At 66.0% G+C, this 26872-nt stretch carries 22 protein-coding genes and 4 pseudogenes; 16 read left to right on the top strand and 10 right to left on the bottom strand.

The features are described from left to right. The first annotated feature begins 71 nt into the window (after positions 1 to 71). The 4 genes and pseudogenes from ASC60_RS34945 to ASC60_RS34930 all read left to right on the top strand — a co-directional run bounded on the left by ASC60_RS34945 (position 72) and on the right by ASC60_RS34930 (position 5934). Positions 72 to 1577, top strand: a complete 1506-nt coding sequence (locus ASC60_RS34945) for a diaminopimelate decarboxylase (protein WP_079038821.1) — start codon at positions 72 to 74, stop codon at positions 1575 to 1577. Beyond that, positions 1568 to 2995 carry a Na+/H+ antiporter NhaC family protein gene (locus ASC60_RS34940; RefSeq protein ID WP_055557734.1) on the top strand — a complete coding sequence of 476 codons (1428 nt, stop codon included), beginning with the start codon at positions 1568 to 1570 and terminating at the stop codon, positions 2993 to 2995. Before ASC60_RS34945 ends, ASC60_RS34940 begins: the two co-directional genes overlap by 10 nt. A gap of 50 nt (positions 2996 to 3045) precedes the next feature. Continuing rightward, the gene (locus ASC60_RS34935) at positions 3046 to 4656 is read left to right on the top strand and encodes an amidohydrolase family protein (protein WP_055557733.1); all 1611 of its coding nucleotides are present in this window, start codon (positions 3046 to 3048) and stop codon (positions 4654 to 4656) included. 175 nt (positions 4657 to 4831) lie between these two features. Further along, positions 4832 to 5934, top strand: a pseudogene (locus ASC60_RS34930) (integrase core domain-containing protein). A gap of 110 nt (positions 5935 to 6044) precedes the next feature. On the opposite strand, the gene ASC60_RS34925 reads toward ASC60_RS34930, so the two are convergent. From ASC60_RS34925 to ASC60_RS43485, 4 genes are all read right to left on the bottom strand, one after another. Beyond that, positions 6045 to 6671, bottom strand: coding sequence for a hypothetical protein (locus tag ASC60_RS34925; RefSeq protein ID WP_159043377.1), 627 nt, complete (start codon positions 6669 to 6671; stop codon positions 6045 to 6047). A 129-nt stretch (positions 6672 to 6800) separates the two neighbouring features. Continuing rightward, a complete protein-coding gene (locus ASC60_RS43495) occupies positions 6801 to 8975 on the bottom strand; it encodes a hypothetical protein (protein ID WP_234357258.1) in 2175 nt (724 codons plus the stop codon). Further along, positions 8923 to 10074 carry a DNRLRE domain-containing protein gene (locus tag ASC60_RS43490; RefSeq protein WP_055557731.1) on the bottom strand — a complete coding sequence of 384 codons (1152 nt, stop codon included), beginning with the start codon at positions 10072 to 10074 and terminating at the stop codon, positions 8923 to 8925. Before ASC60_RS43490 ends, ASC60_RS43495 begins: the two co-directional genes overlap by 53 nt. After that, the gene (locus ASC60_RS43485) at positions 10037 to 10510 is read right to left on the bottom strand and encodes a hypothetical protein (RefSeq protein ID WP_055557730.1); all 474 of its coding nucleotides are present in this window, start codon (positions 10508 to 10510) and stop codon (positions 10037 to 10039) included. The genes ASC60_RS43490 and ASC60_RS43485 overlap by 38 nt, the downstream gene beginning before the upstream one ends. Before the next feature lie 1181 nt (positions 10511 to 11691). Between ASC60_RS43485 and ASC60_RS34905 the strand changes: the two genes are divergently transcribed. The 4 genes from ASC60_RS34905 (at position 11692) to ASC60_RS43480 (ending at position 16801) form a co-directional block, all read left to right on the top strand. Continuing rightward, positions 11692 to 12975: a helix-turn-helix domain-containing protein gene (locus ASC60_RS34905; RefSeq protein WP_055557759.1), complete on the top strand. Its 1284-nt coding sequence runs from the start codon at positions 11692 to 11694 to the stop codon at positions 12973 to 12975. A 192-nt stretch (positions 12976 to 13167) separates the two neighbouring features. Next, positions 13168 to 13740 carry a toll/interleukin-1 receptor domain-containing protein gene (locus ASC60_RS34900; RefSeq protein ID WP_234357257.1) on the top strand — a complete coding sequence of 191 codons (573 nt, stop codon included), beginning with the start codon at positions 13168 to 13170 and terminating at the stop codon, positions 13738 to 13740. Beyond that, on the top strand, positions 13737 to 15725 hold the full coding sequence (locus tag ASC60_RS34890) for a hypothetical protein (protein ID WP_063787269.1): 1989 nt from the start codon (positions 13737 to 13739) through the stop codon (positions 15723 to 15725). Before ASC60_RS34900 ends, ASC60_RS34890 begins: the two co-directional genes overlap by 4 nt. Continuing rightward, entirely contained in the window at positions 15722 to 16801 is a 1080-nt protein-coding gene (locus ASC60_RS43480; protein WP_234357256.1) for a hypothetical protein, read from the top strand. Before ASC60_RS34890 ends, ASC60_RS43480 begins: the two co-directional genes overlap by 4 nt. Before the next feature lie 86 nt (positions 16802 to 16887). Here ASC60_RS43480 and ASC60_RS34880 read toward each other — a convergent pair whose 3' ends face one another. From ASC60_RS34880 to ASC60_RS41285, 4 genes are all read right to left on the bottom strand, one after another. Beyond that, positions 16888 to 17979: an integrase core domain-containing protein gene (locus ASC60_RS34880; RefSeq protein WP_055557727.1), complete on the bottom strand. Its 1092-nt coding sequence runs from the start codon at positions 17977 to 17979 to the stop codon at positions 16888 to 16890. Between the two features lie 6 nt (positions 17980 to 17985). Continuing rightward, on the bottom strand, positions 17986 to 18597 hold the full coding sequence (locus ASC60_RS34875) for an IS630 family transposase (protein ID WP_234357255.1): 612 nt from the start codon (positions 18595 to 18597) through the stop codon (positions 17986 to 17988). A gap of 88 nt (positions 18598 to 18685) precedes the next feature. Then, on the bottom strand, positions 18686 to 19915 hold the full coding sequence (locus ASC60_RS34870) for a cytochrome P450 (RefSeq protein WP_055557726.1): 1230 nt from the start codon (positions 19913 to 19915) through the stop codon (positions 18686 to 18688). Between the two features lie 86 nt (positions 19916 to 20001). Continuing rightward, positions 20002 to 20226, bottom strand: coding sequence for a hypothetical protein (locus tag ASC60_RS41285; protein ID WP_107097246.1), 225 nt, complete (start codon positions 20224 to 20226; stop codon positions 20002 to 20004). A gap of 633 nt (positions 20227 to 20859) precedes the next feature. Between ASC60_RS41285 and ASC60_RS41905 the strand changes: the two genes are divergently transcribed. From ASC60_RS41905 to ASC60_RS34860, 3 genes are read left to right on the top strand one after another with little or no spacing between them, the layout of a single operon-like run. Then, on the top strand, positions 20860 to 21090 hold the full coding sequence (locus ASC60_RS41905; protein ID WP_159043376.1) for a hypothetical protein: 231 nt from the start codon (positions 20860 to 20862) through the stop codon (positions 21088 to 21090). Beyond that, complete coding sequence (locus tag ASC60_RS42425) at positions 21087 to 21308, top strand: hypothetical protein (RefSeq protein ID WP_199831131.1); 222 nt, start codon at positions 21087 to 21089, stop codon at positions 21306 to 21308. The genes ASC60_RS41905 and ASC60_RS42425 overlap by 4 nt, the downstream gene beginning before the upstream one ends. 56 nt (positions 21309 to 21364) lie before the next feature. Continuing rightward, positions 21365 to 21928, top strand: coding sequence for a transposase family protein (locus ASC60_RS34860; RefSeq protein ID WP_055557724.1), 564 nt, complete (start codon positions 21365 to 21367; stop codon positions 21926 to 21928). Here the strand turns inward: ASC60_RS34860 and ASC60_RS41280 are convergent. After that, positions 21864 to 22004: pseudogene (locus ASC60_RS41280) on the bottom strand (IS701 family transposase); the annotation flags it as partial. The gene ASC60_RS34860 and the pseudogene ASC60_RS41280 sit on opposite strands and share 65 nt — an antisense overlap. Positions 22005 to 22128: 124 nt before the next feature. On the opposite strand from ASC60_RS41280, the gene ASC60_RS34855 reads away from it, so the two are divergent. Both ASC60_RS34855 and ASC60_RS34850 read left to right on the top strand, forming a co-directional pair. Continuing rightward, the gene (locus tag ASC60_RS34855; protein ID WP_055557723.1) at positions 22129 to 22452 is read left to right on the top strand and encodes a hypothetical protein; all 324 of its coding nucleotides are present in this window, start codon (positions 22129 to 22131) and stop codon (positions 22450 to 22452) included. 112 nt (positions 22453 to 22564) lie between these two features. Beyond that, complete coding sequence (locus tag ASC60_RS34850; RefSeq protein WP_159043375.1) at positions 22565 to 24010, top strand: aminotransferase class V-fold PLP-dependent enzyme; 1446 nt, start codon at positions 22565 to 22567, stop codon at positions 24008 to 24010. 15 nt (positions 24011 to 24025) lie between these two features. Here the strand turns inward: ASC60_RS34850 and ASC60_RS40190 are convergent. Then, positions 24026 to 24202 (bottom strand): annotated as a pseudogene (locus ASC60_RS40190) (transposase family protein); the annotation flags it as partial. Between the two features lie 77 nt (positions 24203 to 24279). Here ASC60_RS40190 and ASC60_RS34845 point away from each other — a divergent pair. From ASC60_RS34845 to ASC60_RS34835, 3 genes and pseudogenes are all read left to right on the top strand, one after another. Continuing rightward, positions 24280 to 25367: pseudogene (locus ASC60_RS34845) on the top strand (integrase core domain-containing protein). 526 nt (positions 25368 to 25893) lie between these two features. Then, positions 25894 to 26169 carry a hypothetical protein gene (locus tag ASC60_RS34840; RefSeq protein ID WP_055557721.1) on the top strand — a complete coding sequence of 92 codons (276 nt, stop codon included), beginning with the start codon at positions 25894 to 25896 and terminating at the stop codon, positions 26167 to 26169. Next, positions 26166 to 26594 (top strand): PIN domain-containing protein, encoded by a 429-nt coding sequence (locus tag ASC60_RS34835; protein WP_055557720.1) that lies wholly within the window; start codon positions 26166 to 26168, stop codon positions 26592 to 26594. Before ASC60_RS34840 ends, ASC60_RS34835 begins: the two co-directional genes overlap by 4 nt. Positions 26595 to 26872: the final 278 nt, after the last annotated feature.

Here is a 26872-nt window from a genome sequence, read left to right as displayed (position 1 = left end):
GTGACGACTTCTCGTGGATTTCCTCGACTCTGGTGCATGCCACGGGTGCTTCACAGGAGGTCGCGGTCGACATGTATGCGCACGACGACAAGAACAGCGGGAAAGGACGAGTCAGCAGCACGGGCGGGTCCGGGACGTACCGCCGGGTCGATCCCGGCCGGCGCGACGGGGTCGTCCGCGAAGCGGTCCGCGCAGGTCTGATCGGTGCCGATCACCTGGTCGCGGGCTTCTTCGACGCCGACGGCGTCCGGGAGTCCGTGCGTGATCTGCGGGAGGCGTTCGGTGATGCCCCCGTCCTGCACACCTTCGCCGCCAAGGCCGCGTCCTTGGTCCCCGTGCTGCGGCTGCTCGCTCGGTCCGGCATGGGATGCGAGGTCGCCAGCCCGGGTGAGCTGGCGCAAGCCCTTGCCGCGGGTTTCTCGCCGGAGCGGATCGTTCTGGACTCACCCGCCAAGACACAAGCCGAGCTGGCGCGCGCGCTCTCCCTGGGCGTAGCGGTCAACGCCGACAACTTCGCCGAGCTGGACCGGATCGGGACACTGCGCTCGGCAGGTGACAGCTCCTCGGTGTGCGGTTTGCGGATCAACCCGCAGGTCGGCGCCGGGTCGATCGACGCCATGAGCACCGCGTCGCTGAGCTCCAAGTTCGGTGTTCCGCTACAGGACACCGGAGCCCGGCGGCGCATCCTCGACGCGTTCGCCGCGCGCTCCTGGCTCACCCGAGTGCATGTGCACGTGGGATCACAGGGATGTTCCCTGGAACTGATCGGCGAAGGGGTGCGCGCTGGGTACGAACTCGCGGAGGAGATCAACACCGCTGCAGGTCGGCAGCAGGTCACCAGCCTGGACATCGGCGGCGGCCTGCCGGTCAACTTCGACGACGACGAGATCCGCCCTTCCTACGCGGACTATGTCGAGCAGCTGAGGACCAGTGTGCCGGGGCTCTTCGACGGACGGTATTCGCTGGTGACGGAGTTCGGGCGCTCGCTCGTGGCCAAGAATGGCTTCATCGCCGCGGTCGTGGAGTACACCAAGGACACCGGCGGCCGCCGGATCGCGTTGACGCACGCCGGAGCCCACGTCGCGACCCGCACCGTCTTCATGCCACAGGCATGGCCACTGCGGGTCGGGGTGTACGACGCCGAAGGGCGGCCCAAACGCGGGACGCCGCGTGCGCAGGACGTCGCGGGACCATGTTGCTTCGCCGGTGACCTCGTGGCCCGCGGAGTCGAACTGCCCGAGCTGGAACCGGGGGATCTCGTGGTGCTCCACGACACCGGCGGCTACTACTTCTCCACGCCATGGTCGTACAACAGCCTCGCCCGGCCCGCCGTGCACGGCTTCACCACTCAGGGACCGGCCATACGGTTCGCCACGGTCCGCCCGGAGCAGTCCCTCGAGGAGATCCTCGCCGAGAGCGGCGCCGACCAGGCGGACGCCCTCCTCTCCCTTGGTAGGCCGGACGCCACGACACCGGTCGCCGGCCCACCCGTCTCCTTGACCGCTCCCCCCAGCCCGCCAGGGCCCACGATCAACGACCGCGATGACCACGAGGTCCGGAGCGCACCATGTCGATGACCAAGAACCCCCTCGCTGCCGCGGCCGCGCCCCGGCGCGGACGCTCGCTGCTGACCGTCACGCAGTACGCCATCGCGGGAGCCGGCCTGATCGCCGCGCTCGTGCTCGGCTTCCTGGTGCACACCCCGACGATCTGGGGTCTGCTCCCGATCGTCCTTTACGCGGTGCTCTCGCTGTGCGGCATGAATCTCCTGCTGGCCACCGTGATCTCCCTGCTGGCCGGGGTCGTCCTCGCGCAGCGTCCGCCCACGGACGTCGGCATCCTCCTCGGCAGCGCGCTCGGTGACACGGTGACCGTCATCGGTGTCATCTGTCTGCTGGGCTCCGGCCTGGGGGAGGTACTGCGGCAGACAGGAGCCGCGGACCTCCTGGTCCGCGGCGTCATGCGCGTCGTACGGCGGGACAGCCAACTGGCGATCCAACTCGGCGTGATGATGTCCTGCCTGGTACTGGTCTTCGCGCTCGGCACGCTCGCCGGCGCGCTGGCGATCGCCGCACCGATCCTCATCCCCATCACAGCACGTGCCGGTTTCACACGCTCAGCGACGGCCAGCATGATGTTCCTGGGCGGCTGTGCGGGGCTGGCGCTGGCCCCCTTCGCCGGGGCGAACATCGCAATCCTGGACGCCTCCGGAGTGGAGTACGGGACCTATGTCCTCGTCGCCGCGGGTCCCCTCGCCCTGCTGTCCCTGCTGCTCTCCATAGTCGTCGTGCCGCGTGTGCAGCGCCGCTCGGCACCTGGCGGCGACGACTTCTACGAAGACGACCTGACCGAAGCGGACGAGCAAGCCCCTGGGCCCCGTACCGTGCGCGCCACCTGGGCATTCTCGGTAGTCCTCGTGGTCTCGGTGGCCTACGCCACGATGAGCAAGGGAGGCACCGCCTTCCCCCTGTTGGCCCTCCCAGTGATGGCCGTGGTCACCGCCATGGCCGGCGGGTTGTCCGTGAGGGACACCATCGACGCGCTATGCCGCGGCGCGGGACGGATGGTGGAGACCTTCCTGCTGTTCTGGATACTCGCCGCGTTCTTCCAGATGGTCAACGAACTCAAGCCGTACGACGTCCTCCTGGACTCGTTCGGCCCGCAGCTGCACGACCTGCCGGTGCTGTCGTTCGCCGTAGCGGTGGCGCTGCTCGGTTGGCTGGGCGTCCCGGGCGCTACCGCGGCACACGTGGTGCTGCTGAACAACGTGTTCGGTCCACTCGGCACCAGCATCGGGCTCACCCCCGCCACGTGGGCTGTGACCTATCTGTGGGGTTCCAAAGCCGACACCTACGGCCCTTTCCCCAACCCCAACATGATGTCCGCCCTCGGCTTCGCCGAAGCCACCCGCCTCAGGACACTGCTCTCGGTCGGCTGGCAGGTGCTCATCCCCGCCGCGGTCATGTACGGCCTGATCCTGACGTTGCTGGTCTGAGACGCACCTGCCCGAGTCCTGCATCACACGTCGCATATGGAGGAGAAGAGTTGCTCGAGCTCGATGTGCTCGCCGTCGGGGGAACCGTCGTGGACGGCACCGGAGCGCCCGGACGGCGCGCGGATGTCGGCGTCCGGGGCGGCAGGATTGTGTTCGTCGGCGACGCCCCGTCCGGCGCCACCGCCCGCGAGGTGATCGACTGTGCCGGCCAGGTGGTCACACCGGGCTTCATTGACCTGCACTCGCATGCCGACTTCACGATACGTGACGCGCCCGCTGCCGAATCCTGCATCCGGCAGGGCGTGACCACCATCGTCACCGGCAACTGCGGCACATCTCCCTTCCCGATCAACCCCGCGCGGCGCCACGAACACGACACGACGCTCGCCCGCGGAGGCAGCAGCAGCGCCGAGATGCCGTGGGAGGACTTCGACGGCTTCGCCCGCGAAGTGGAGGCGGCCGCCCCGCGCGTCAACCTCGCGGCGTTGGTCGGCCACGCGACCCTCCGCATCGCCGCCCTCGGTACGGAGCTGCGCCCCCCGACATCCGAAGAGACGGCCACCATGCACAAGCTGCTCGCCGAAGCCGCCGAGCAGGGCGTGTTCGGCCTCTCCACCGGACTGATATACGCCCCCGGATCGTTCGCCGACACCGACGAGATCGTGCTGCTCGCCACCGAGGCGCGACGGGCTGGACTGCTCTACAGCACCCACATGCGGGACGAGGGGGATCACCTCATCGAGGCCGTTGTCGAGGCCCTCGAGACCGCCCGCCGCAGCGGCGTTCGTCTGCAGATCTCACACCTCAAGGCGATGGGACCGGCCAATCACGGCAAGGTGCACGAAGCGCTCACCCTCATCGACTCCGCAGTCGCGGAAGGTCTGGACGTGGCGTGCGACGTCTACCCGTACGCGGCGTCCTCGACCCGGCTCACCTCCCGGCTGCCCGACTGGGCGCTGGATGGCGGCATGGAAGCGCTGCTCGCACGACTGGAGGACCGGGAAACACGCGAGGCGATCGCCGCGGAACTGCGCGCCAAGATCGGACGCACCTTCCTTCCCGAGGGCACCGTCCTCGCCGCCATGGTTCCGGGCCGCTACTCGGAGTGGGTGGGCTCCTCCATCCGGGAGATCGCCACCGCCGAGGGTCGTCACCCTGCTGAGGTCTCCCTCGACGTGCTGCGCGGCCACGGAGGGGAGGTGTGGATCGTCAACCACGCGATGTCCGAGGCCGACGTCGAGACCGTGCTGCGTCACCGGAACAGCGCTGTCGTCAGCGACGGATGGGAACTGGACCTGACTGGCGGCGGACACCCGCACCCGCGCCACTTCGGAGCTTTCGCCCGCGCCCTGGCGCGGTATGCGCGGGATCGCGGTATCCTCACTCTGTCACAGGCCGTGCGCAAGATGAGCGCACTCCCTGCCGCACGCCTCGGCCTCACCGACCGCGGCACACTGGCCGAGGGCATGGTCGCCGACATCACGGTCTTCGACCCCGCGACGATCACGGACACCGCCACCTACGAGGCACCGCTCTCCTACGCCCGCGGTGTGCGCCATGTCCTCGTCAATGGCAGTCCAGTGCTCCGTGACGGCGTGTTCTCGGTGAACCGGCCGGGGAAGGTGCTACGGAAGAAGCCCCCGGCCGCGCACGTGCCCTGAGGTGCGGCGCCGCAACGGGCGGCAGATCGGCCGACGGCCGGTACAGCCACTGCCCTTGCCGGAAATCTCATCCGCCCTGGTGGGGACCGCTTCTTCGGGTTCCCGAAATCTTGGCCGCGGTCGCTCGGTCCGACGCTCTGGCGCAGCTGCTGTCAGCGCGTCATGATGATTGATCGTGCTGCTGCGACTGGCTTACCTGGGTGTGTCGAACGCGTTCGCGATGCTTCGCCTGCTGCCGATGACCGACCGGGACAAGGACGCGGAGATCCTCGCCCTGCGCCACCAGATCACCGTGCTGGAACGCCAACTCGGCAAGGACAAGATCCGGTTCACACCCAGCGATCGGGCGTACCTGGCAGCGCTGCTGCACCGGCTGCCCCTGCACGTCCTGCGACGGTTACGGCTGCTCGTACGCCCCGACACGGTACTGCGTTGGCACCGCGACCTCGTCGCACGCCGCCATGCCTCCTCCTGCCGACCCAAACGCCCGGGACGACCGCGCACCGTGCGCTCGATCCGCATCCTGGTGCTGCGGCTGGCGAAGGAGAACCCGAGCTGGGGGGTACCGGCGCCTGCACAGTGAGCTGCTCGTGCTGGGGGTGGAAGTGGACGCGTCCACCGTCTGGGACATCTTGAAAGAGGCTGGCATCGCCCCAGCACCCGAGCGGAACTCCCGTACCTGGGCCACCTTCCTTCGCGCACAGGCTGATGCCCTGCTGGCCTGTGACTTCATGGAAACAGTCACGCTGTCGGGGATGCGGATGTACGTGCTCGTGGTGATCGAACACGGCAGTCGCCGGATCCGCGTCCTGGGCGCCACCGCGCATCCGAGCGCATCCTGGGTAGCGCAAACGGCGAAAAACCTCGCCATGGACCTCGAAGACCTCGGCCGCCGCGCACGGTTCATGATCCGGGACCGGGACAGGAAGTTCCCCGCCCTCTTCGATGCCGTCCTCAAGGACGCGGGGATCGACGTCGTCCTCAGCGGCATCCAGATGCCACGAATGAACTCGATCACGGAGCGCCGGATACAGACCTGTCGTCGCGAGCTCCTGGACCGGACATTGATCTGGAACCAGCGACACCTACTCCATACCCTGCGCGAGTTCGAGCAGTTCTACAACGGACACCGACCACACCAGGGCATCGCCAACGCCAGACCTCTGCACCCCCTGCCCCCCCCCACCGATCGACGACCCGGACACGTTAGCCCGCCTCGACATACGTCGACGCGATCGCCTCGGCGGCATCCTCCACGAATACCAGAATGCGGCTTGACCTGCACGGATGAGGTTTCCGGCAAGGGCAGCGTCATCGCTGGACAGGGATGACTGACAATCGCTCGCTATTTGCTCCCCGGTCTGCCTCATGGCCGTATCGCGTTGCCCTCAGGCTGTGGAGCCGTCCTCCGGGTGCACCGACGTCCATGGAGCGCCCTCGCCCGGCAACGGCCCCCATACCAGTGCGCCCCGGTGAAACCCGGGTGTAGCCTCGGCCATCAACGGGCCGGTGCCTTGAGTGAGGGCTTCAGCAACAATGTCCAGGAACTCGCTGAGGGATCCGTACCCAGGAGAGGTGAGCGGTGCCGACGGCGGCTCACCGCCGTCCTGGCTGAAGATGGCGAGGCGGCCTTCGACGTCGATTGCCAGGCCGCCCCACGGGGAAAGGGAGTAGTCGGTGACGGCGAACGGAACCCACAAGCCCCAGAACGGGTCGGTCTTCCCTCTGCGGCCCCGGACTTGCGCGATTTCCTCAAGCGGTAGCAGATGATGCTGGGCGAGGAACAAGCCCGGGTCGTACTCGTCGGGGTCTCGGTCAAGGGCTGAAGCATCCACCGTTCCGTCGCACACCATCAGCAGCGTCACCAGGTCGACGGGCAGGCCCATTCCCAATGCGTCCTCGGCGGATCGAACGTCTGCGACGGCAGCGCCCGGCCGTAAGGTGGCGTGCGAGGCGGGCGCGTGCACCGCCAGCCAGTCGGTGATGGCGGTCCAGGCGAGCAGAACGTCGCTCATCGTGTCCTCCATTGACGTAGGCGAGGGGAAAGAGGGGCACGCCTACCCGATGTCCACCAGGTGGGCGTGCCCCCGCGTTGCCGGACCGCACAGGTCAGGCCATCCGAACCTGCACGATGCAGCGACCGGTCACTTCATCGTGCACTTGATCTCGTCCTTGGACGGGTCGCAGTCCGCGAAACGGCCATTGGCCGGGTCGACCCAGTACTCGTCGTGGTCCAGCAGCCGAAACTGCTTGGCGAAGCTTACGCCGAATGGCTGCATCGACTGAGTATTGATGTAGTTCGACATCGACGACCGGCCGCACAGCGCGGGCCACTTGGGGTCGTCGTAGGTGGTGTCGTTGTACAGGTGCTCACGCGTTCCGTCGCCCTTCGCCACCACCGTCTGCACGCACTCCAGACCGGCGTAGTCGGAGTTCTTGGCCGGGTTCAGGCCGCCGTCGGCCGCAGGGAATCCGGGAGACTCGTATGTCGCCGCGAACGGGAACTCGTCACACGAGATCGGGTCGGGGTTGCCGTTGGGGGTCGCGATCGTGGCGGTGTCGTTGTGCTTGCGGAACGCGCGCCCGCACACCGCCTTACGGTTCCCCGGCTTGCCGTTGTCCAACTTGTTCTCCGGCTCTTGGCTGGGTGCGTTGCGCGCCTTGGACGGCAGATAGTGCAGCGGCGTCTGCGGGGATTTGCCCAGCTTCTTCGCGTGCTTGTTCTGGATCAGCCAGATGTGCGCCGCCGCGCCCGGGAACGCCTCGGAGTTGATGGTGTACCCCGGCTTGTACGACGGGAGCACACACCCCGGGTCCTTGCCAGATATCACCTTGTCGCAGCGGGCCACCGTTGGCGGCGACACTATCTCGTCCTCGCCAGTCGGATCAGGGACACCCGGAATAGTCGTACCCCAGTCCATCCACCACCGCAGTGGAAGTTTCCTGGAGAGGTCCTTGTCCTTGCTCCCAGAGGAGTTGTTGACGCTGCCGTTCCACTCGAAGTCGGCGACTCCGGTGATGATGTGCTGGTCCTGGTTGCCGCTCCACCTGGACCGACCTCCGTAGAAGTCCCAGTCCTGGGCCTGCTTGTCGCAGCCGTCGGACTGGCACCACGACTGGACGTCAAGCAGAATCATCCCGTTCGCTCCGCCGGGGAACGGCAGCTTGGGTGCAGGGATCGCCCAATCCCTCGGGTCGATCTGCATCCACGTCTTGATCTTGTTACTCTCCGGATCGGTCTTCAGCATGTACAGCACGTCGAACATCTGCTGGTACACCTTCGGCGGCTGGGACGCCAGATCCGTAACCTCAAAGGTCACCTGTGTCGGCAGACACGCCTCCGTCCGCGTCATCTGTGCCTTGATGTTCACCAGCGTCGGGTCACACCAACCGCCCGTGATGATCGGGTCCGGGTATTCGGGCAGTCGCAACTGCCGCCGTGCCCTCGCCGCATCCTCCGGACTGCGCTTCAACTCCGCCAGCGGCTTCAATGTCACCGTTGAACGGCTCTTCGGACCGGTACTGCGGTACACCTGCGGCTTGCCGCCCCTGACCATGCCGTTTTGCTGCACGGTGGCCCAATCCCACGCGGGCTGCGGCTCATCGTGATACCCGGGAGCGGTCGCGCCGATGTTCGGCTTGGGAAGGTTGATATCGATCTTCTTGGCGCGGCCCGTGTCGGTGCGTCTCGGCGACGCGAAGCCGTAGACGCGGGTCGCGCCCGTGTTGTCTGCCCGGTCTACTGACCGCACCTCCGCCTGATGGTTGCCGTCGTCGGCAGGGGCGGCGTAGAACGAGGCCTTGGCGGCGAAGCCGTTGTTGGTCGTCGGGGTGCGCTGCCATCCATCAGTGCTGGTGTTACCGCTGTTACCGTCGTCGTCAGTGTCGGCCGGCCCGATCCGGTACTCCACGTCGCGGGCGTCATCGACGCCGGTATCGATGTCGAACCGGCCCTGCTCCCCCACGGCACCGCCCGGCAGGTTCTCCGGGTACGTTTCCGACACGACGCTCTTCGGCACACCGGGGGCGGTAGTGTCCACGACGAACTCCCGCCACGGCGAAAAGTTCAGGTTGTAGTGGGTACCGTCGTAGGCGTTCGTCCGGAACTTGTACGTCTTGCCGTCGACCAGTTGCCCGGCCGGCACCTTCACGCTCGCCCACTCGCCGGGCTTGACGAACTCGGAGACGATCAAGCCCTCTCCGGCCGGGGTGGTGATGGGCTTGTTCGTCGCCGCGTCGTAGACCTGGAAGGTGCCATTGACGGTGTCACCGTCCGCATCCGAGAACTTGTCCCGCAGAGTGGGGGTGGTGGTGTTCACGGCCCACAACCCAGCGTAGGACTTGAAGGGCGGGCCGGCCCTGCTGCGCGGTGCCGTCCCCAGGGCGGTAGTTCCAGGTGACGTTCAGCTTCGGCGGGTTGGACGTGGCGTTAGCGGAGTTGACGCGCTTCCATGCCTTGACGTCGTCCGTGGCCGCGCGCAGCCCCATGTGGCCCTTGCCGTCCAGAGCAGAGGACCAACTCTGCACCAGAGTCGTGACGTCCGCGCTGATCCAGCCGTCTGGGGCGTTGGTGCAGGCAGAGTTGCCCTTGGTCTGGGTGGACGAGTGGTACTGCCGTTGCCATGTCGGCTGTTTCGTCCACCGCGAGGCGGTGGAGGAGGCGGTGGTGTCCCAGATGGTCCAATCGTACGCCTTGCAGTCGTCGTTGCCGGAGTGGAAGTTCCACAGGCTGACGTCCGCGTTCGTGACCAAGGCGTCCTTGAACGCCGCGGTGTTCCAGGTGATGAACGACCTGGCGGTACGCGGCGTGCCATCGCTGTTGGTGGTGCCGGGGTTGCCGAAGTCCAGCTCGACGTCGGTGGACAGGTCCCCGGTCTCGCCCTGCTGAACGTAGGTATCGAAGACGTTCGTCAGGTTTGCCGTCGAGGGGTCGACGGTGACCGGGTACTGGGTCGCCGGGTCTGCCAGCCAGGCCCTGTCGGGGGTGACAACAAGGTCGACGTCGCCGTTGCCCCTGTCGACCACCTTCATGTTCACCGGGTGCCGGTTTTCATGCTTGCCCGACACCTTGTCCACGGACGCGTCCCACATCACCGGAGCGGGCATTACGGCCCGCTCAGCGCCCGTCTTCGCGTCGGTGAAGAGAACAGAGCCGTCCGTCCGCGCAGCGGCTTTCAAGCCCTTGGCTTTCAGCGGCATCGTGTAGCTGTAGGCGTCGGTGGGGCGCTGGTCCAGCTTCACGTACTGTTCGAAGCCGGTGCGGGTGGCCTCGACGATCACATCGGTGCCGGGCAGCGCATCCCTGTAGGTGGCACGGGTGCCATCCAGGTCGGGTTTGGGCAGGCCGCCCTTCCACTGCAGGGTGACCTGCTCGGTGCCCTCACCGAGAGTGACCAGGGTCGCGGGCCGTGGCCTCATCGGCGGCCTTCAACGACTTCATGGGCGTGCCGCCCCCGCCACTGAGCTCCAGCCCATTCGGGTGCGCTTTCGCCTTCACTCTGCCGTCCGCGGCCGTCGTCAGCCTGGCATTCACGTCCACCCACCGGCCGTCCTGCTGAATGCGGGCCGGACCGGCGGTGAGCTCGGAGGTGAGCGTGCCGTCGGGGTTCGCATGGGTGATGGATGTCGCCGTGGTCTCGTCGGAGACGAGCTTCTTCTTCCCCGTGTTCTTCGCCTGAGTCAGGGCCCAGGGGATGCCGCTCTTACTGTGTTTGACCGCCCACTCGAAATCGGCTGCGCGGACCTTGGCCTCGCTCGGGTCCGCGGCGCGGGCAGATGCCCTGTCGGTTGCCGACGGGGCGGCGTCCGCCGTCGGGACGATCGCTATGGCCGTGCCGCTAGTGGTCAGCAGCACAGTGCCTAAAGCAATGGACAGTCTGCGTCTTGTTCTGGATAACCCAGACAACGTTATATGTCCCCCTCCGCCCGCCTCATGTCGCGGGGCGGGCTGATAGATCGAATTCATCGAACTATTACATCGGGAACATTTCTACGATGGTCGCTGACGGGCAAGGGCCGCGAACTGGGGCGATCTATCCTTAGGTCACAGGCCGGACGTGACTCTTGTGACGTTTATCCGGGGTTGCGGCGCAGATTCGACATGATCTGGCCCGATTGCAACCGTTCCTCTACGCACCGACAAAGCTGCAACTGAGCGGCGACATGGCGGGGCGATACCCGGGGCAATGGGTGGTATCGGCTGAATACCGCCACACAAGCCCTGCCCCTGTGGGTGCCGGAAAATAGGCATTGCAAGCTTTTCTGAGTCTGTCGCTGATCTGGGAGCCGTGGATCGGCAACCGAGGACCACCTGGTATGGACGAAACGGTACGTGTGGCTGATCTCCTCTTTGAGCGGTGCCCGGCCGACCGTCCCATCGCCAGCCGACGTGTGCCGATAAAGCTGCGGGCACGACGCCTCGTCTGAGAGAACGCCTCCTGCATCCACAGGATGTTTGTTGAACAGACACGGGCTGACTCGCCGCCACGTCCGCCGGACGCAGTCCCTCACCGTCCTACTCACCGAGGTGGCGCTATTCCTGGGCTGCCATCCAGAAAGCCGCCCGCCCAGGCGAGTGTCCATCTCGCCCTGCGAGGACACACTACTTCGGCTGATCCGCGCACTATCCGACCCGGAGCCGGTCCCCGTCCCGGTCCTCGGTGTCGACCGGTTCGTTATGCGGCGCCGCAGGACCTACGCGACGATCCGAGCACGGCACCCGGCAGCTACGCGACGGCCTCATCAACCAGTACGGACATATGGATGACCTGCGCAGTGATGACTTTTCAAGCGGCAGACGGGCTCGACCGGCCTGCCACATCGAGTCATGGGCAACTGCCCTCGCTCACGGAGGACGTGCAGGCAAGCCCACCCAGTCACCGGTGCCATCTCGACAGGCCGGACCGCTTCCGCTTGCCTCCAGAAGAGGAAACGGGAAACACCCGTGTTCGCCTTGTCCGTCCGATGAGCTCTGCCGCAGTCTGTGGTGCGGCATCCACGCTCGCCGGACGGACGGGTACGGAGGTGCGTGTGAAGATGCCGTCCATTCCGTTCGCTCAAGAACTCCGGCAGCGACGCCTCAATGCCGGCCTGACCCTCACGGAACTGGCCCTGAGGGTCCACTACAGCAAAGGGCAGCTGAGCAAGGTCGAGCGTGGGATCAAGGCTCCCAGTCGTGACCTTGCTCGTCTGTGCGATGCCGCCCTCGAGGCCGGAGGCGCACTTGTGGCACTACTGCCGGACCCGTCCACCGACGGCCTTAATGAGGAGCCAGATGGTTTCGATGAGGAGGTATGGCTGATGCAGCTGTCCACTGACGGCGGGAGCTGGTTCAAGCCCGTGCCCCGCAGGCAGGTGGTGAGCGCGGGCGCCGCCTCGCTGGTGAGTCTGGGTGCGGGCGGTTCGGAGGCCTTGGCCACACCGGGTGGCGCACAGGTGCTGGAGGTGTCCCGTTCGCTGTTCGACCACTATCGGCGCCTCGGCCAGACGGTCGGTCCGGGGTTCCTGCTCCCCGGTCTCATCGCGCAGACGCACACATTGCGGGAGACGTCCGCCCACGCCGACCCTCGGACCCGCCAGCAGCTGCTCGCGCTCGGCTCCCGGTATGCCGAGTACGTCGGTTGGCTGGTGCAGGAGTCCGGAAACGAACGGGCCGCGTTGTGGTGGACCCAGCGTGCCGTCGACCTGGCGGCCGCTGGTGGTGACCGGCATCTGGCCGGGTACGCCCTGGTGCGCCGGGCCCTGATCACGCTGTACCGCGAGGACGCGAAGGAGACCATCGCGCTGGCGCGGCAGGCCCAGAACAGCAGCCTTCCCCCACGCATTCGGGGGCTTGCCGCCCAACGTGAAGCCCAGGGACATGCGATCGCCGGCGACCGAGACGCTTGTCTGCGCGCCCTCGACCGAGCCCGCGAGCTGCTCGACCGCCATACCCCGGACTCCGGCACCCCCGTCATCGGAACCATGCATCTACCCGATCCGGTAGGCATGATCACAGGCTGGTGTCTTTACGACCTGGGGCGTCCACGCGAGGCAGCCGAGGCCCTGGACCAACAGCTGGCGCGAGTTCCCCCACACGCCTTGCGCACTCAGGTCCGCTACGGGGTGCGCCGCGCTCTCGCGCATGCGGCGGCTGGTGACATCGAGCATGCCTGTGACCTGGCAGCCCAACTGCTCGGTGGTGCCGTCGCGGTGAGTTCCGCGACCATCTCAGCCGATCTGCGCCGTCTCGCACACACTCTGGGCCGCCACCCACGCAATCCATCAGTCCGCGCACTGGCACCGCAGCTCGGCACTTCCTTACGTCTCATCACCCCATGAGAAAGGGGCCACCATGGCCGAGGTATTCATCAACTACCGTACGGGAGACGGGGAGAAAACGGCTGCCCTGATCAAGAGGGAGCTGTCATACCGCTTCGGGGAGAACAGTGCATTCCGTGCCTCGGAATCCATCCCACCCGGCGCGCGCTACCCCGAGGAGTTGCTCCGAAGCGTTCGACGCAGAGCGCTCTGTTGCTGGCTGTGGTCGGGTCCGCGTGGACACGTTTCGCCGAGCTGCGTAGGGCGGACGACTGGGTCCGCAGGGAAATCCTTGAGGCGTTCGAGTGCGGAGTGCCGGTCGTCCCCGTACTCGAGGGACGGAAGACGGAACGGCTGAATGGAGCCGATCTTCCACCCGAGCTGGAGCGGCTCGCTGAGGTGCAATCCGTCCGGCTGGACATGCAGAACGCGGTGGCAGATCTCAGGCGCCTCGGCGACGTGGTCGCCGACATGGTGCCATCACTCAAGGCACACGAGCGCCACGAACGGCTCTCCCCTGGCGCCGGCGCGGTGAGCAATGCGACGGGGGAGGTCAACGGCCCGGTGATACAGAGCCGGGACATCACCGGGGATGTGGGCACCGTGATCAAAGACAGCTCGGGCCCGGTTCACACGGGGAAAGGCGACATCTACAACAACTCACGCCACATCTCCGGCGGGCGGCACTTCTCCGGCGACGGTATGACGTATTTCGAAGGGGACAATCAGGGAGGCATTCACCAGCGCGTCGGTGATGGCTCCCGCCGCGAGGACGACGACCGGTGAGCGATTCCGCCGAATCACAGATCCACGACCCACGCGGCCCGGTCCAAAGTGGCCTCGGAGACCAGATCAACCTCATCTTCGAAGCGTTCGGGAAGGACCGCCAAGGCCGCAACCCACGGCGCCTCGCCGAAGACCAACTTCTCTGGCTCTGGCAGCGGTTCGTCTATCCGAACGGATTCGGCGAGGCACGCCACATGCTGGCCGAGACCAGCACCGTCCTGCTCGATGGCGCCCCCGGTAGCGGGAGAACGTCAGCGGCCCGCGTCCTTCTTCACGAGCTACGCCGCGATGTCGGCTCATTCCACGAGCTGCTGCCCGGTGAGGAAGGCGAATCCCTCCTCGACCCCGGCCTGGTCGGGGACGAGGACCGACTGCTGCTGGACCTGGCAGCCGCGGACGAATCGCAATGGACGGAAGTGCTAGAGGAGCTTCCGTCCTTCCGCAAGACGGTAGTCGACCACCGCGCTCACCTCGTGGTCGTCCTGCCCTTGGGTCGGACGGACCGCTTGCCGGTGGAGCTCGATCGGCACCGCGTAGAGATTTTTCGCCCGCGAGGCATGGAGGTGCTGCTGCGCCACCTACGCCAAGACGGCCTTCAGTATGCCGACCGGGCCCATTCGGCTCCGGCCGTGTCCGACTTCCTGAACACACCACGACCGATGAGGGAAATCGCCGAATTCGCCAGCTTGATCGTGCGGGCACGGGCAGCCGCTCCAGCCGGGGAAAGCTTCATCGACTGGTGTGAAATCGCCCGCGCAGCCATGGCCGACCGAGGTCCGCAGGTCGCGAAGCATGTCGCCGCCATGACCGGAGGACCGCAGCGGGCACTGCTGCTGACCACGGCCATGCTGCACGGAGCCCACGCCGATGCTGTACACAGCGCCACCACCCTCCTGCTGCGTGCCGTCGACCATCCCAAGGACGACCGCCCGCTGCTGGAACACGCGGACCTGGCCATGCGGCTGGAAGAAGTGTCCGCCGGACTCACCCAGCACGGGGCGGTGCGCTTCAAGGAACTCGAGTACGACACCGCGGTCCGAACCCATTTCTGGGACCACAGGCCCGACCTCCGCGAGCACCTGCGTACCTGGGTGGGACGGACCGTAGAACTCACCGACCCGGTGCTGTCCCCGGACGACCGCCGCCACGTGGTACAGCACCTGTCGGACCAATACTTGCGCACCGGCCGGTGTGAGGAGCTGGCGACACTCGCGGAGCAGTGGACCGCGGTGCCCACCACCGCGCGGCGGTTGCGGTCAGCCACACAGGCGCTGGAACGCGGTCTTCTCGACGAACGGCACGGCCGCTCCTTCCGGGACAAGATCTATGACTGGTCCAGAAACAGCCGACTGGGCGAACCACTCGCGCAGGTCCTCGTCGAGGTATGTGCCGAAGTGATCGCGGTACAACACCCAGACCAAGCGCTGGTCCGCCTCCATCACCTGGCCAGGCGGGAGCGCCGCACCACTCGCGCACGTGATGCTCTGTGCCGACTGATGCAGGAGGACCACCGCTTGCGCCGACGCATGCTGCACCGGCTCGTCAACAGGCCCACCTCCTGGTCGGCGGACATTGACCTCTTCCTGCAGACTTCTGATCCCGCAGCCCTGACGCACCTGGGCGGACGCGCCCACTCTCTCCTCGGTGAAACCGTCGTCCGTGATCAGCTGATCGCGGGATGGGGCACGGTGTTCGGCCAACTCCCGTTATCCACTTGGGAGAAGCATGTGCGGCACTGGCTGCACACCGCGTGCTCCGACGAACATCACACAGACCCACTCCTCGACATCCTGGTCAGCGGCGCAGCCGGTCGAGGAGAGGTGTTCGGAGCCCTGTACGCGACCGCACGAAGGGCAGAACTCACGGCTCCCGGTGGCAGAAAACACGGCTCTGCCCTCACCGATCTTCTCCTGCGGAAGATCTCCACAGCTCAGGGCATACGGCAGCAGCCACCACGACACAATCCCGAGGAACCAACATCATGACATCCGGCGCCAAGACAGTGACCGTCTTCCTCACCATCCTCTGCGGCCTGCTGCTCACCATCGTCGCCATATGCGGCAACTGGCCATGGTGGGCCTGGTCCGCACTGGTTGCCCTGCTCCTCAGTGTTCCTCTGCTGATCACAAAGATCGCAGGCATCCGCCGTCGGTCCTTACCCCCCGAGCTGACGCCCTACCTCCCGCCGGTGCCCGTAGAGCGCAGGGAGGAGCAGATCTCGCATGTCTCACTGCCGAGCGCTTGGGATGACTACGACTTCCTGTTCTCTGCCACCGCCCGCTGGTGCCCGACGGGCAAACCAGCGGAAGAACCGATCGTCAACCCTGCCGGGCTGGCGGTCGAAGCAGTCCTCAAGCGCGCCCGTGCGATAACCAAGGATCGTGAACCCGGTTGGGCCTCGTTCGTCCAGCACGAACTCAGCGGTGCGCTGAGCAGGATGCAACCGGAGCCCATGGGAAACCTCCAAGCCATGGCCGAGGCCATCACCCTCACTCTCTCCGAACACGATCAGGAACGTCTGAGCAGTCTTGCCTCGGTACGCAAGGACAAGGCCGTCTGGGAGCACCAGAGGAAGTACGAGCAGAGTAAACGCGAATACCTGGGCGACGACGTGCTCAAGGACACCGGCAGCGCCGTCGTGTGGTGGCTGGCCAAGAACGACGATCAGGTGCACAAGGCCGTGGAGGACCTTGGCCTTCTCGCCCAACTGACCTCAGCGGCCAATGACACCGACGTTCCTGAGCGCCTCCTGCATCTCCTCTCACCGCCGAATGCCGAAGACGCGGAACCTGAAGAAGCAGACGGCCTTGGAACAGCCGACCAGCCGCTGGGACATACAGGCTCCACGGCAGACCACTTCGACGCGTTTCTCCAGGGAATGGGGCTAGATGCTGGCGATGTCCGGCGCGGAATCCTCACTCGGCAGATCGCTGAAATCCTCGTCACCCAAGGTCGCAACGAAACGGCGGAAGAGTTATTACGTCGCTTCGACGCGCCCGCGACCCCCTTCAACGATGACTTCGACATGGACAGCGCAACAGAGGACGGTTCCGGGCCCTAAGTGTCGATTCGCGCAACGGGCCCCATTTGCATGACGATCCAGGCATACACGGAGGACTGCGGGTGCCGATAAATCATCCGTGCAGTTCACGCCGCGTGCTGGTATTCGTGGAGGGTTCCGCCGAGTCGGTCTCGTCTACGGACTGCCAGGTGGGCGAGTTGGGCTTGTTGGGCCATGGGTGGGGGTAGCGGGCGGCATGGGGCCGCCTGCTCCAGGGCCCTGTGCGGGCGGTGCTCGTTATAGAAGGATTCGTACTCGCGCAGGGCGTGGAGAAGGTGGCTCTGGTTCCAGATCAAGGTCCGGTCCAGCAGCTCCCTGCGGCAGGTCTGTATCCAGCGCTCCACGAGCGAGTTCATCCGCGGTATCCGAATGCCGGTGGTGACGACCTTGGGACCGGCGTCGGTCATGAGGGCGTCGAAGGCGGCTGTGAACTTCGAGTCGCGGTCGCGGATCAGGAACTGTGCCCTGCTGACCGCGTCTTCGAGGTCCATGAGGAGGTTGCGTCCGAGCTGCACGATCCAGTCCCCGGTGGGGTGTGCCGTGGCGCCGAGGACCCTGATACGACGGGTGGTGTGCTCGATGACGGCGAAGACGTACAGGCGCGCCCCCGTCAGCGTGCGGACTTCGAAAAGATCGCAGGCGAGAAGAGCCTTGGCCTGGCTGCGGAGAAAGTCGGCCCAGGTGGTGCTCTGCCGTTCGGGTGCGGGTGGGATGCCGTGCTCGCGGAGGATCTCCCAGACGGTGGAGGCGGCGACCTTGAACCCCAGTGCGGCGAGAGCGCCGTGGATCCGGCGATAGCCCCACGAGGCATTCTCCCTGGCCATGCGCAGGACCAGGGCGCGGATTGACCGTAGGGTGCGCGGGCGTCCGCGTCGCCTGGGTACGCAGGTTGCGGCATGGCGCCGCCTGAGCAGTTCGCGATGCCAGTGCAAGACGGTCTCGGGGCGGACCAGCAGCAGAAGGTGCCGCAGTCTGTCTTTGGGGAGGTGGTGGAGCAGGCCGGCGAGGACGGCACGGTCGCTGTCGGTGAAGCTCGGCTTGCCCACCTGACGCTGCAGAACCAGCAGTTGGTGCCGGAGCACCAGGATCTCGACGTCCTTTTCTCTGTCGCTCATCGGCAGGAGGCGTAGGAACGCCAGGGCGTTGGTCGCGGCGACGTAGGCCAGGCGCAGCAGCACGACAGATTATGATGCCGCCCCGGCCCTTGCGGGTGAATGCACTTGGGCGAATGTCGAGGAGAACCGAAGATCCGTGATCAGGCTCCCGACCTGCGTGGATGATTTATCGGCACCCGCAGGCGCCAGATACAGGCCCACCACGTCGCGGACCTTGTCGATCAGCAGTGGGTCCGGGGAAATCTTGAAGGTCTCCGTCCGCCAGGGCTGCAGGCCGAACGCGTGCCAGATGCGCAGCACGCTCGTGGGCGAGATACCCACCCGCCTGGCCAGTTCCCGCTTCGACCAGTGCGTGGCCCCCTCGGGTGTCTCCTCCAGGGTGCGCACCACCACCTCCTCCACCTGGGCGTCGGTGATGGTGCGCGGCACCCCCGGGCGCGGATCGTCGGACAGCCCGTCGAGGCAGTCCCGCAGGAATCTGGTCCGCCAGCGGCGCACTGTCCCCCGATCGGTGTCCAGGCGGGCCGCCACCGCGGTATTACCCAGTCCCTGGGCGCACATCAGCACGATCCGCGCCCGCTTCGCCAGACCCTGCGCGGTCGTCCGGCGCTTGGCCCACCCCTGCAATGTCAGCCGCTCGGCCTCGGACAACACCAGCGGCTCCAGCCTGCTGTCCCCCATACCGACCAGCAGACCGCACACCACCAGGCCCTGTCACCACCCAGACCCATGATCTGAAACAGAGCACCACTCACGCACGACCGGCTCACTAGGCGACGGCGCGCAGCTTCACGGGGAGTTCCTGGTGACCGTTGCTGATGAGGGTGGGTATCGGACGCAAACCGTCGGCCGGTACCGCGAGCGACATGGTCGGGAAACGCTCGAAGAGCTGTCGCAGGGCTTCTGCGACTTCGAGACGGGCCAGGGGAGCGCCGAGGCAGAAGTGCACGCCGTGGCCGAACGCCAGGTGGTCCTTGACCTTGCGGGTGGCGTCGAAGGTGTCGGCGTCGGGCCCGTGCCACTCCGGGTGACGGTTGGCGGCGGCGTACGCGGCGAGGATGGGGTCCCCCGCGGAGATGGTCTGCCCGTCGGGCAGGTCTACGTCGGTCACGGCGAAGCGCATCGGGAAGTACTTGATGGCGGGCTCGATGCGCAGGGTCTCCTCCACCACGTCATCCCAGGTGGCTTGGCCGGTGCGGACGAGGTGAAGCTGGCCGGGCGAGGTCAGCAAGGCGAAGACGGCCTGGTCGATGACGTTGACGGTCGTTTCGTACCCGGCGTTGATCATGAGAATCAGCGTGTCGCGCAGTTCCACATCGGTGAAGCCCGAGCCGTCCGATTCCTCGTCGCGGGCCGCGATGAGGAAAGAGGTCATGTCGTCACCGGGGTTGCTGCGCTTGGTGGCGATCAACTGGTCGGTACTCTCGAAAAGACGCGCGGTATTGGCCTGGGCCTGCTCAGCCGTGAGCGTACTGTCGAAGACGTTGTCGACGAGCTGTCGGAAATCGCCCCGCTGGTCTTCCGGCACGCCCATCAGGTGGACCATCACGTTGATGGGCAGCGGGTAGGCCAGTCGCTCGCGCAGATCTACCGCCTGGCCGGCGGGCACCGAGGCAAGGTCGTCGATCAGTTCGGTGACCATGGCCTCTATGGTCGGCTTCAGCTTGGCGATGCGACGTGCGCTGAAGGCGGGGGAGACCATCCGCCGTAACCTGCGGTGGTCCGCGCCGTACGCCGTGAGCATGCTCTGCACCTCGATCCACAAGGCGAGCGGCCACGTTTTGGTCGTCTCCTCGAAAGCTGGGTAGTGAGCGCGGCCGTCCTTGGAGACATCGGGGCTGGTGAGCAGGGTCTTGAGGAGGGCAGGGTCACTGACCGCCCAGGCGGACAGGCCGAGTATGTCCACGCGGGTGGCCGGACCACGAGCCCGCAGAGCCTGGTATTCCGCGTGCCGGTCGGCACCGTTGGGATCGATGACGAACGGGAGGGGCAGAGACATGTGTCTTCTCCTTCAGGCCGTGGTAGCGAGGTGGAGGGGGCCTAATGAGCACGCTCGCCCGCGCTGGCTGATGCGGAATGGCGGGCTCAGGGCCGCTTCCGGGTGATCTGGTTCCAGCCGGCCTGGCCGCGCTGGCAGGCCCCGGCAGGCTGCCGGTTGATGACGTCGATGCGGTTGCGGGTATTGATGAGGGAGATCAGGGCGATGAACTGGTCCTCGTCGGTCGGGTTGAGTCCGAACCTACCTTGTCTGCCGAGTTGATGTGCTTCACCACCTCTCTCCCGAAGGGGTGGCCGAAAGTGTTGGGACACGATTCTACGGTGATCTCCTCGCCGTGTTGGGGACACACAGTGATGACCGGGACAACCGGCTGTGTGTGACAGGAAGTCGGGCGTGACGTGTCTCTCATCCGGCCTGTCCCCGGCGGAAGGTGAAGCTCGGCATGAGTCAGGAAAAAGAGGCCTGATGGCCCGTAACGACTGGTCCTGACAGGTGCCCGCGCGTCGCGTGGTCGAACGCGACGACAAGGCACCATCCTTGGGTTGACCGGCCCTGACCGGCCCTGAGCGCCGAGGGAGCCCTCAAGGAGCGAACAGGCGGTCGGCCGCACCTGTCACAGATTCACAGTGCACTCGGTCATGACTGCGAAACGGTTGTGGAACCTGCGTGCCCGAACACGGCCTTCGCCGGATGGCGTGCCGGTCTCATGGCAGGACGGGCCTATGGAATGGACAGGGCGGGCGACTGCGTGGGACTCGATGACGTTGCACACGGCTGCCCTCTGCATGTGCCTCGCCGTGCGGTTCCAGCGCATGGGGCAATCAGACGAGGGAGAAACGATGAGGAGCGTCCTGGTGGTTGGCGGGGGCTTCGCAGGCGTGTGGGCTGCGGCGGGGGCAGTACGAGCCGCACGTGAGTCCGGCAAGGCCGGTGAGGAACTACAGGTGACCCTGATCAGCGGCGGTGACGACCTGGTGGTGCGTCCCCGTCTCTACGAGGACGACCCGGAGAGCAAGCGGGTGCCCTTGGACCGTGTCCTTGGCCCGATCGGCGTCCGTCGCGTCACCGCGACGGTGACGGACATCGACACCCAAGCCCATACCTGTGGGGCTCGAAAAGTCGTCGCTGCAGGTGACGTCAGGTATTCGGCCTCGGCTGAGAGCATGTCCGCGTGACCGTCTCACTGGTGTACAAGGTCGTGCGCAAGCTACTGTCCATCCCCCGGGTACTGCTGCGCAGCCAGGCCACGAAGGACGCGGAGTTGCTCGTGAAGAAGCTGCTGCCGGATCAGGGACCTTGCGTGTTTGCGGATTGGGTGGGATCGCCCGGTGATGGCCGGTCATGGCAGGCAGGTCCGGATGCAGGTGCAGGCACGGTCTCGTTGATCATGTGAGTGTCGAGTTCACGTGACCACAGCCGAAGACCGTGCCTGCTGTCTCATCCTCTCCCATGCCGTCGGGCCTGGAGGAACTGGCCCGTATCCCGTCGCCGCAGCCGTTGCCCGATGCGGTGTGCCTTGTCCGGTTTCTCGCCGGGCTGCCCGACCCGCGTGACCGTCGTGGCCGGCGCTTCCCGCTGACGGCGCTCGTTGCGGCCGCGGCCGCTGGTGTTCTGGCCGGCGCCCGGTCCCTGACCGCGATCGCCGAGTGGACCGCTGACGCGCCCCCGTGGGCCCTACGCGCCCTCGGGTTCACTGTCGACCCGTTCACCAGATCGGTCGCTGTCCCGCACGCCACCACGGTGATGCGGCTCCTCGGCCGTCTCTACGGCGACGCCTTCGACAACGTGATCTGCACATTCCTGCAGGCCAGAGCCCATAACCGGCAGAGCGGGGAATCCCGCCGGTGGCGGGCGGTGGCCGTCGACGGGAAGCAGCTGCGCGGATCGCGAGCGGGCGGCGGGAAAGCGGTGTGGCTGCTGGCCGCGATGGACCACGCCGGGACTAGGGCTGCAGCGGAGCGATCAGTCCCCGCATATAGGCCAGTGCCGACTCACGCGGCTCCGACCTGTTGAAACGGTGCACGAACCGCTCGTGCACAGCGTTCAGTTCACTCGCCCACAGCCTGACATCAGCAAGGTCCCCACCCATAACCACACCAACGACCGACCTGGTCAGCAGTCACGGCAAGCACCGTTGCAGTACTAAGACCGTCGCCTTCCGGCACCTCGACTACCCGGGCGCCCGCCAGGCCCTGCGCGTGATGCGCTGGCGCATGAACCTGACCAGCAAGAAGATCACGATCGAACGGCTCTACTTCGTCACCAGTCTCCCGTCCGGAGCCGCCACCGGCGAACAGATCGCCGACTGGATCCGAGGGCATTGGAAGATCGAGAACCAGCTCCACCACGTCCGCGACACGACCTTCGCCGAGGACGCCTCCACCACTCACACCGGCAGCCTGCCCCGCGTGATGGCAAGCCTCCGCAACCTCGCGATCAGTGTGTTCCGCCAGGACGACCACACCAACATCGCCGCCGCCTGCCGCCACACCGCACGCGACCCACAACGACCCCTGACAGCCCTCGGGATCAGGTGATCAACCAGACAGATCGACTACACGCAATGACCCTGATACATTGACGGATGGTCAAGCAGCCGGAAAAGGCACCATGACCATGTGTGCAGAAAACACGGCCACACGGAGAATCATGTCTGTAACCCAAGAAGCTGCTGGAGCACTGACCGCGCCCCCGGAAGAACCCCTGGCTCCCTGGCTTTTGGGCCTCTTCGGCCTGCCAGATGTCCAGGCGGCGTCACGCACACTGCTGGAGTCCGTTGAGGCTGAGGTGCCGCGGAGAAATCCGTTCACGCCGCCCCGGACGGTCAGCCTGGCACTGTCAGGCGATGAGGGTGCAAAGTTGGATGATGTTCTCGCTGAGGTGCGTGACACGTTCGTGCGGCATGCCGTAGATACGCGGCATCCTCTTTCGATGGCGCATATGGTCCCGCCGCCGCTCGGTATATCTGTGCTTGCGGACCTGTTGATCGGTGCCACGAATCAGTGCGCTTTCATCTACGAGGAAGCACCGCTTGCTGCCACGCTGGAAAGGCAGGTCGTGGACTGGCTCTGTGCCCGTGTCGGGTATGGGGCTGGTGCGGGCGGCATGCTCACCTCTGGCGGCACCATGAGCAACCTCCTTGCGTTGCACCTGGCTCGCGAGCGGGCCGTGCAAGAGGGCCGGGATCTGACGGCGCTGCGTATCGTGGCCAGTGACCAGGTTCATGTTTCGCTGGACAAGGCCGCTTCGCTGGCCGGACTGGGCCAGGACACGATTGTCCGGGTGCCTACGGATGTGACCGGCCGGCTGCGTGACGGCGCGGTCCGCAGGCTGGCCGACGAACTGGCGGGTGAGGGTCTGCATCCGTTCCTGTTTGTCTGCACTGCGGGTACCGCCAACGCCGGTGTGGTGGAGCCACTGCCTGAGTTCTTGGCCTCGGCCCGCAGCCACGGGGCGTGGTGTCACATGGACGCGGCCCTGGGAGGCATGCTGACACTGACCGATCCGGCTGCCACGTCTGACTGGTGCGAGGCAGATTCCGTTTCCTGGGACCCGCACAAAACGCTGTACGCGTCGTATGCGGTGGGTTCCCTGCTCCTGCGAAATGATCACGAATCCGACAGGCTGCGTTTCCATGCCGAGTACGCGCTCAAGCGAAACTCGGATCAAGACGCCGGCGACCGGCGGCTGGAAGGCTCGCGCAGGCTCGAAGCGCTGAAGCTGTGGATGTGCATCCGGCATCTCGGGACTGCCGGATACACCCAGATCCTGCGCCGGGTGCGTGAGCGCACCATGTCCTTTGCCGAACGCATCCACAAGACCCCGGGAGTGGAACTGGTCACGGAGCCGGACACCACCGTCGTGTGTTTCAGGCTGGTTCGGCCAGGTCTCTCACAGAAGGACGTGGATCTCTTGCACGAGCGGGTGCAGCAGGCTCTGTTCCAGTCCGGACGGCTTCTGCTGTCCACGACCCGGGTGGGCGGGAACACCGTTTTGCGCACCGTACTGCTCAACCCTTTGGTAGGGCCCGAGGACCTGGACCAGGCACTACGGTATGTCGCGCAGGAAACGGACCGTCAGGCCGCCTTGCTCTGAGGTTACTGAGCGTTTTCAGCGGTGCTTCTCCAGGGTGAGGACGGCCTTGGTGATGACGCTCATGCGGTTGGGGCTGATGCGGGATCTGCGGAAGATCTGCCAGGACTTCAGCCGTGCCATGCCTCGTTCGACAGGTGCCCGGGCCGCGGACAGGGCCCGGTTCTCGGTCCGCTCGGTGAGGGTGAGTTCACCTGTGCCTTTCAGAAATGCGTCGCTGCAGGTCGTAGGCGGTCTGGCGGGATCTGCGGGCTCGTTGGGACCATGTGCAGGTGATCGTCTCATTGGTGTATCAGGTCACGCGGAAGCTTCTGTCGGTCCCAGCGGTGCTGCTGCGTCGGCGGAGGCCACAGACGCTGTGTTGCTCGTGCTCCGGCATGAGAACGCGGTGCTGCGCAGGCAACTTTCGAGTCCGGTGCGGTATGAGTGGGCGGACCGGTTGTGGTTCGCGGCGTTGTCTTCGCTGATACCTCGGCGTCGCTGGGCGCAGGTGTTCCGCGTGACACCGGGGACCTTGCTCGGCTGGCATCGGCGTCTCGTTGCACGCAGATGGGACTACAGTGCGTGCCGGAGCAAGCCGGGCCGGCCAGCGACGGCGGAAGTTGTGAAGGAGTTGGTGCTGCGGCTGGCGCGGGAGAACCCGCGCTGGGGCTGCCGCAGGATCCAGGGAGAGCTCGCCCGGCTGGGCCACGGGATCGGCGCGTCTACGGTATGGAAGATCTTGACGGCAGCCGGGGTCGACCCGGCTCCCCGCCGCGGCGGGCCTACATGGCGTGAGTTCCTGACATCCCAGGCCGAGGCCATCATCTCCTGCGACTTCCTGCACATCGATCTGGTGGATCTTCGCCGCGTCTATGCACTGATCTTCCTCGAGCACGGCACACGCCGCCTCCACATCGCCGGGGTAACCGCGCATCCGACCGCACAGTGGACGACCCAACAGGCCCGCAACCTTGCGCTTGAAGTGGGCGTGCGCCTGGAGTCGTTGTGCTTTGTGATCCGCGACCGGGACGACAAGTACACCGACTCCTTCGACGCGGTTTTCGAAGCTGAGGGCATCAAAACCCTCAAGACCGCCCCGCAGTCCCCGCGGATGAACGCACACTGCGAGAGAGTTATCGGGACGCTACGGCGCGAGGCCCTCGACCACCTGTTGCTCTGGAGCGAGCGCCACGCTCTCCACGTTCTCAGCACCTACGCCGGACACTACAACGGGCATCGACCGCATCAGGCCCGAGAGCAACTACCTCCACTCGCCGATCACCACACTGCGCCGCTGAGCGACTTGAAAACCCCAGGACGGCTACTCCAGACCCGTATCCTCGGTGGCCTGATCAATGAGTACAGATACGCGGCATGACCAGCAGTGACGCGTTTCTGAACGGCACAGGTCCGGGAGCCATCAAGGGGTTCTTATGCCTCTCGATGGCGAGGACATCCATACCGGCGGGGTGACCTTGGCGGCCTATGGTTGACGACGGTGCACAGTGGCGCCATACCGCGCGGCAAGTCGACCGGATCGGGTGACGGACAAACCGGGCGGGATTGACACCGCGGGGAGTTGGGAGCACGAGGGCTCCCAGAGGGCTCCCCATCGCTCCCAGCCCAGACACGACAAAGGCCGCTTCCGCTACCCGCGGAAACGGCCTCCGACCTGCGAAAACGCTGGTCGGGACGACAGGATTTGAACCTGCGACCCCTTGACCCCCAGCAATGCCGCCGATCACCGCATCGAGGCTGCTCAGAAGCCCTGCAACGCCGATCACTAGCCGTACTGCGCTATTCAGCGCAGTACCAGACTGTTCAACCACACCAGAGTGTGGGCGCGTGTAGCGGCGAAGTCATCTATATCATTGGGGGGCGCAGCGACCAACTGGGAGGATGCCATGAGCACAGCACATGACCATCCCGTGGGACCTTCTTCCTCCGAGCCAGCCCATCCACTTCGTACCATCCGTGACATCAGAGAGGCTCTCCCCGCCGACCAGGTCGCCCACTTCGACGCCGAACTGGCCGTGACTGATCTTGACGACCTCCCCGCCATGCTCACCCGCTGGGCCACGACCGCACACGACGGCTTTGTAGACTTCCTCCAGCAGGCCCCCTTCGAAGATCTTGAGTTCGGCACTCGATCGTACGACGAGGCTCAGGGACCCGAATGATCTACCTGCTCGACACCAACGTCGTCGCTGAGCTCACCACCCGCCCCAAGCCAGATCCCCACGTCATCGCATGGTTCCACTCCACGCCCAGCCCGAACCTCTACCTCAGCGTGGTCACTGTGGCCGAGATCGAAGCCGGCGTCGCCGCTACCTCCGATCCACTCCGCCAAGCCCGCTACCGCCAAGCCCTGACCACGCTACGGAGCGAGTACCGCCACCGCATCGCCGCAATCGGCGAACCAGAGGCGACCGCCTACCTCACCCTCCACAAGGCCCTGAAGTCCACCGGCCAACCCATCGACCCACTCGACGCTCTCATCGCCGCCACAGCCCTGGCCAACCGCTGGACCCTCGCAAGCCGCAACACCAAACACCTGACCCGTACCGGCGTCGAACTGGTTAATCCTTGGCACTATCAGGGATAGGCAGGGGTCTATCAGGAATCAGGTCACCGCGAGCACATACCTCCGCGCGCCGGACAGGGTCCGCTCATTGCGCCTGCCGGAAAACCCATCCGCCCTGGTGAGAGGCGGTGTGGAGATTGCGGGTGCCGATAAATCATCCACGCAGGTCGAGGCCTGATCACGGATCTTCGGAGCCCCTCGACGTTCACCCCGGGGTCTTCACCTACGCAGGGCCCGGCGGCATCATGATCTGTCGTGCTGCTGCGTGTGGCCTGTGGGTGCCGGGAATTATGTCACCC

Source organism: Streptomyces sp. NBRC 110028, assembly GCF_001417735.1.
Taxonomy (GTDB): Bacteria; Actinomycetota; Actinomycetes; order Streptomycetales; family Streptomycetaceae; genus Streptomyces.
This window is presented reverse-complemented; position numbering and strand designations above follow the sequence as displayed.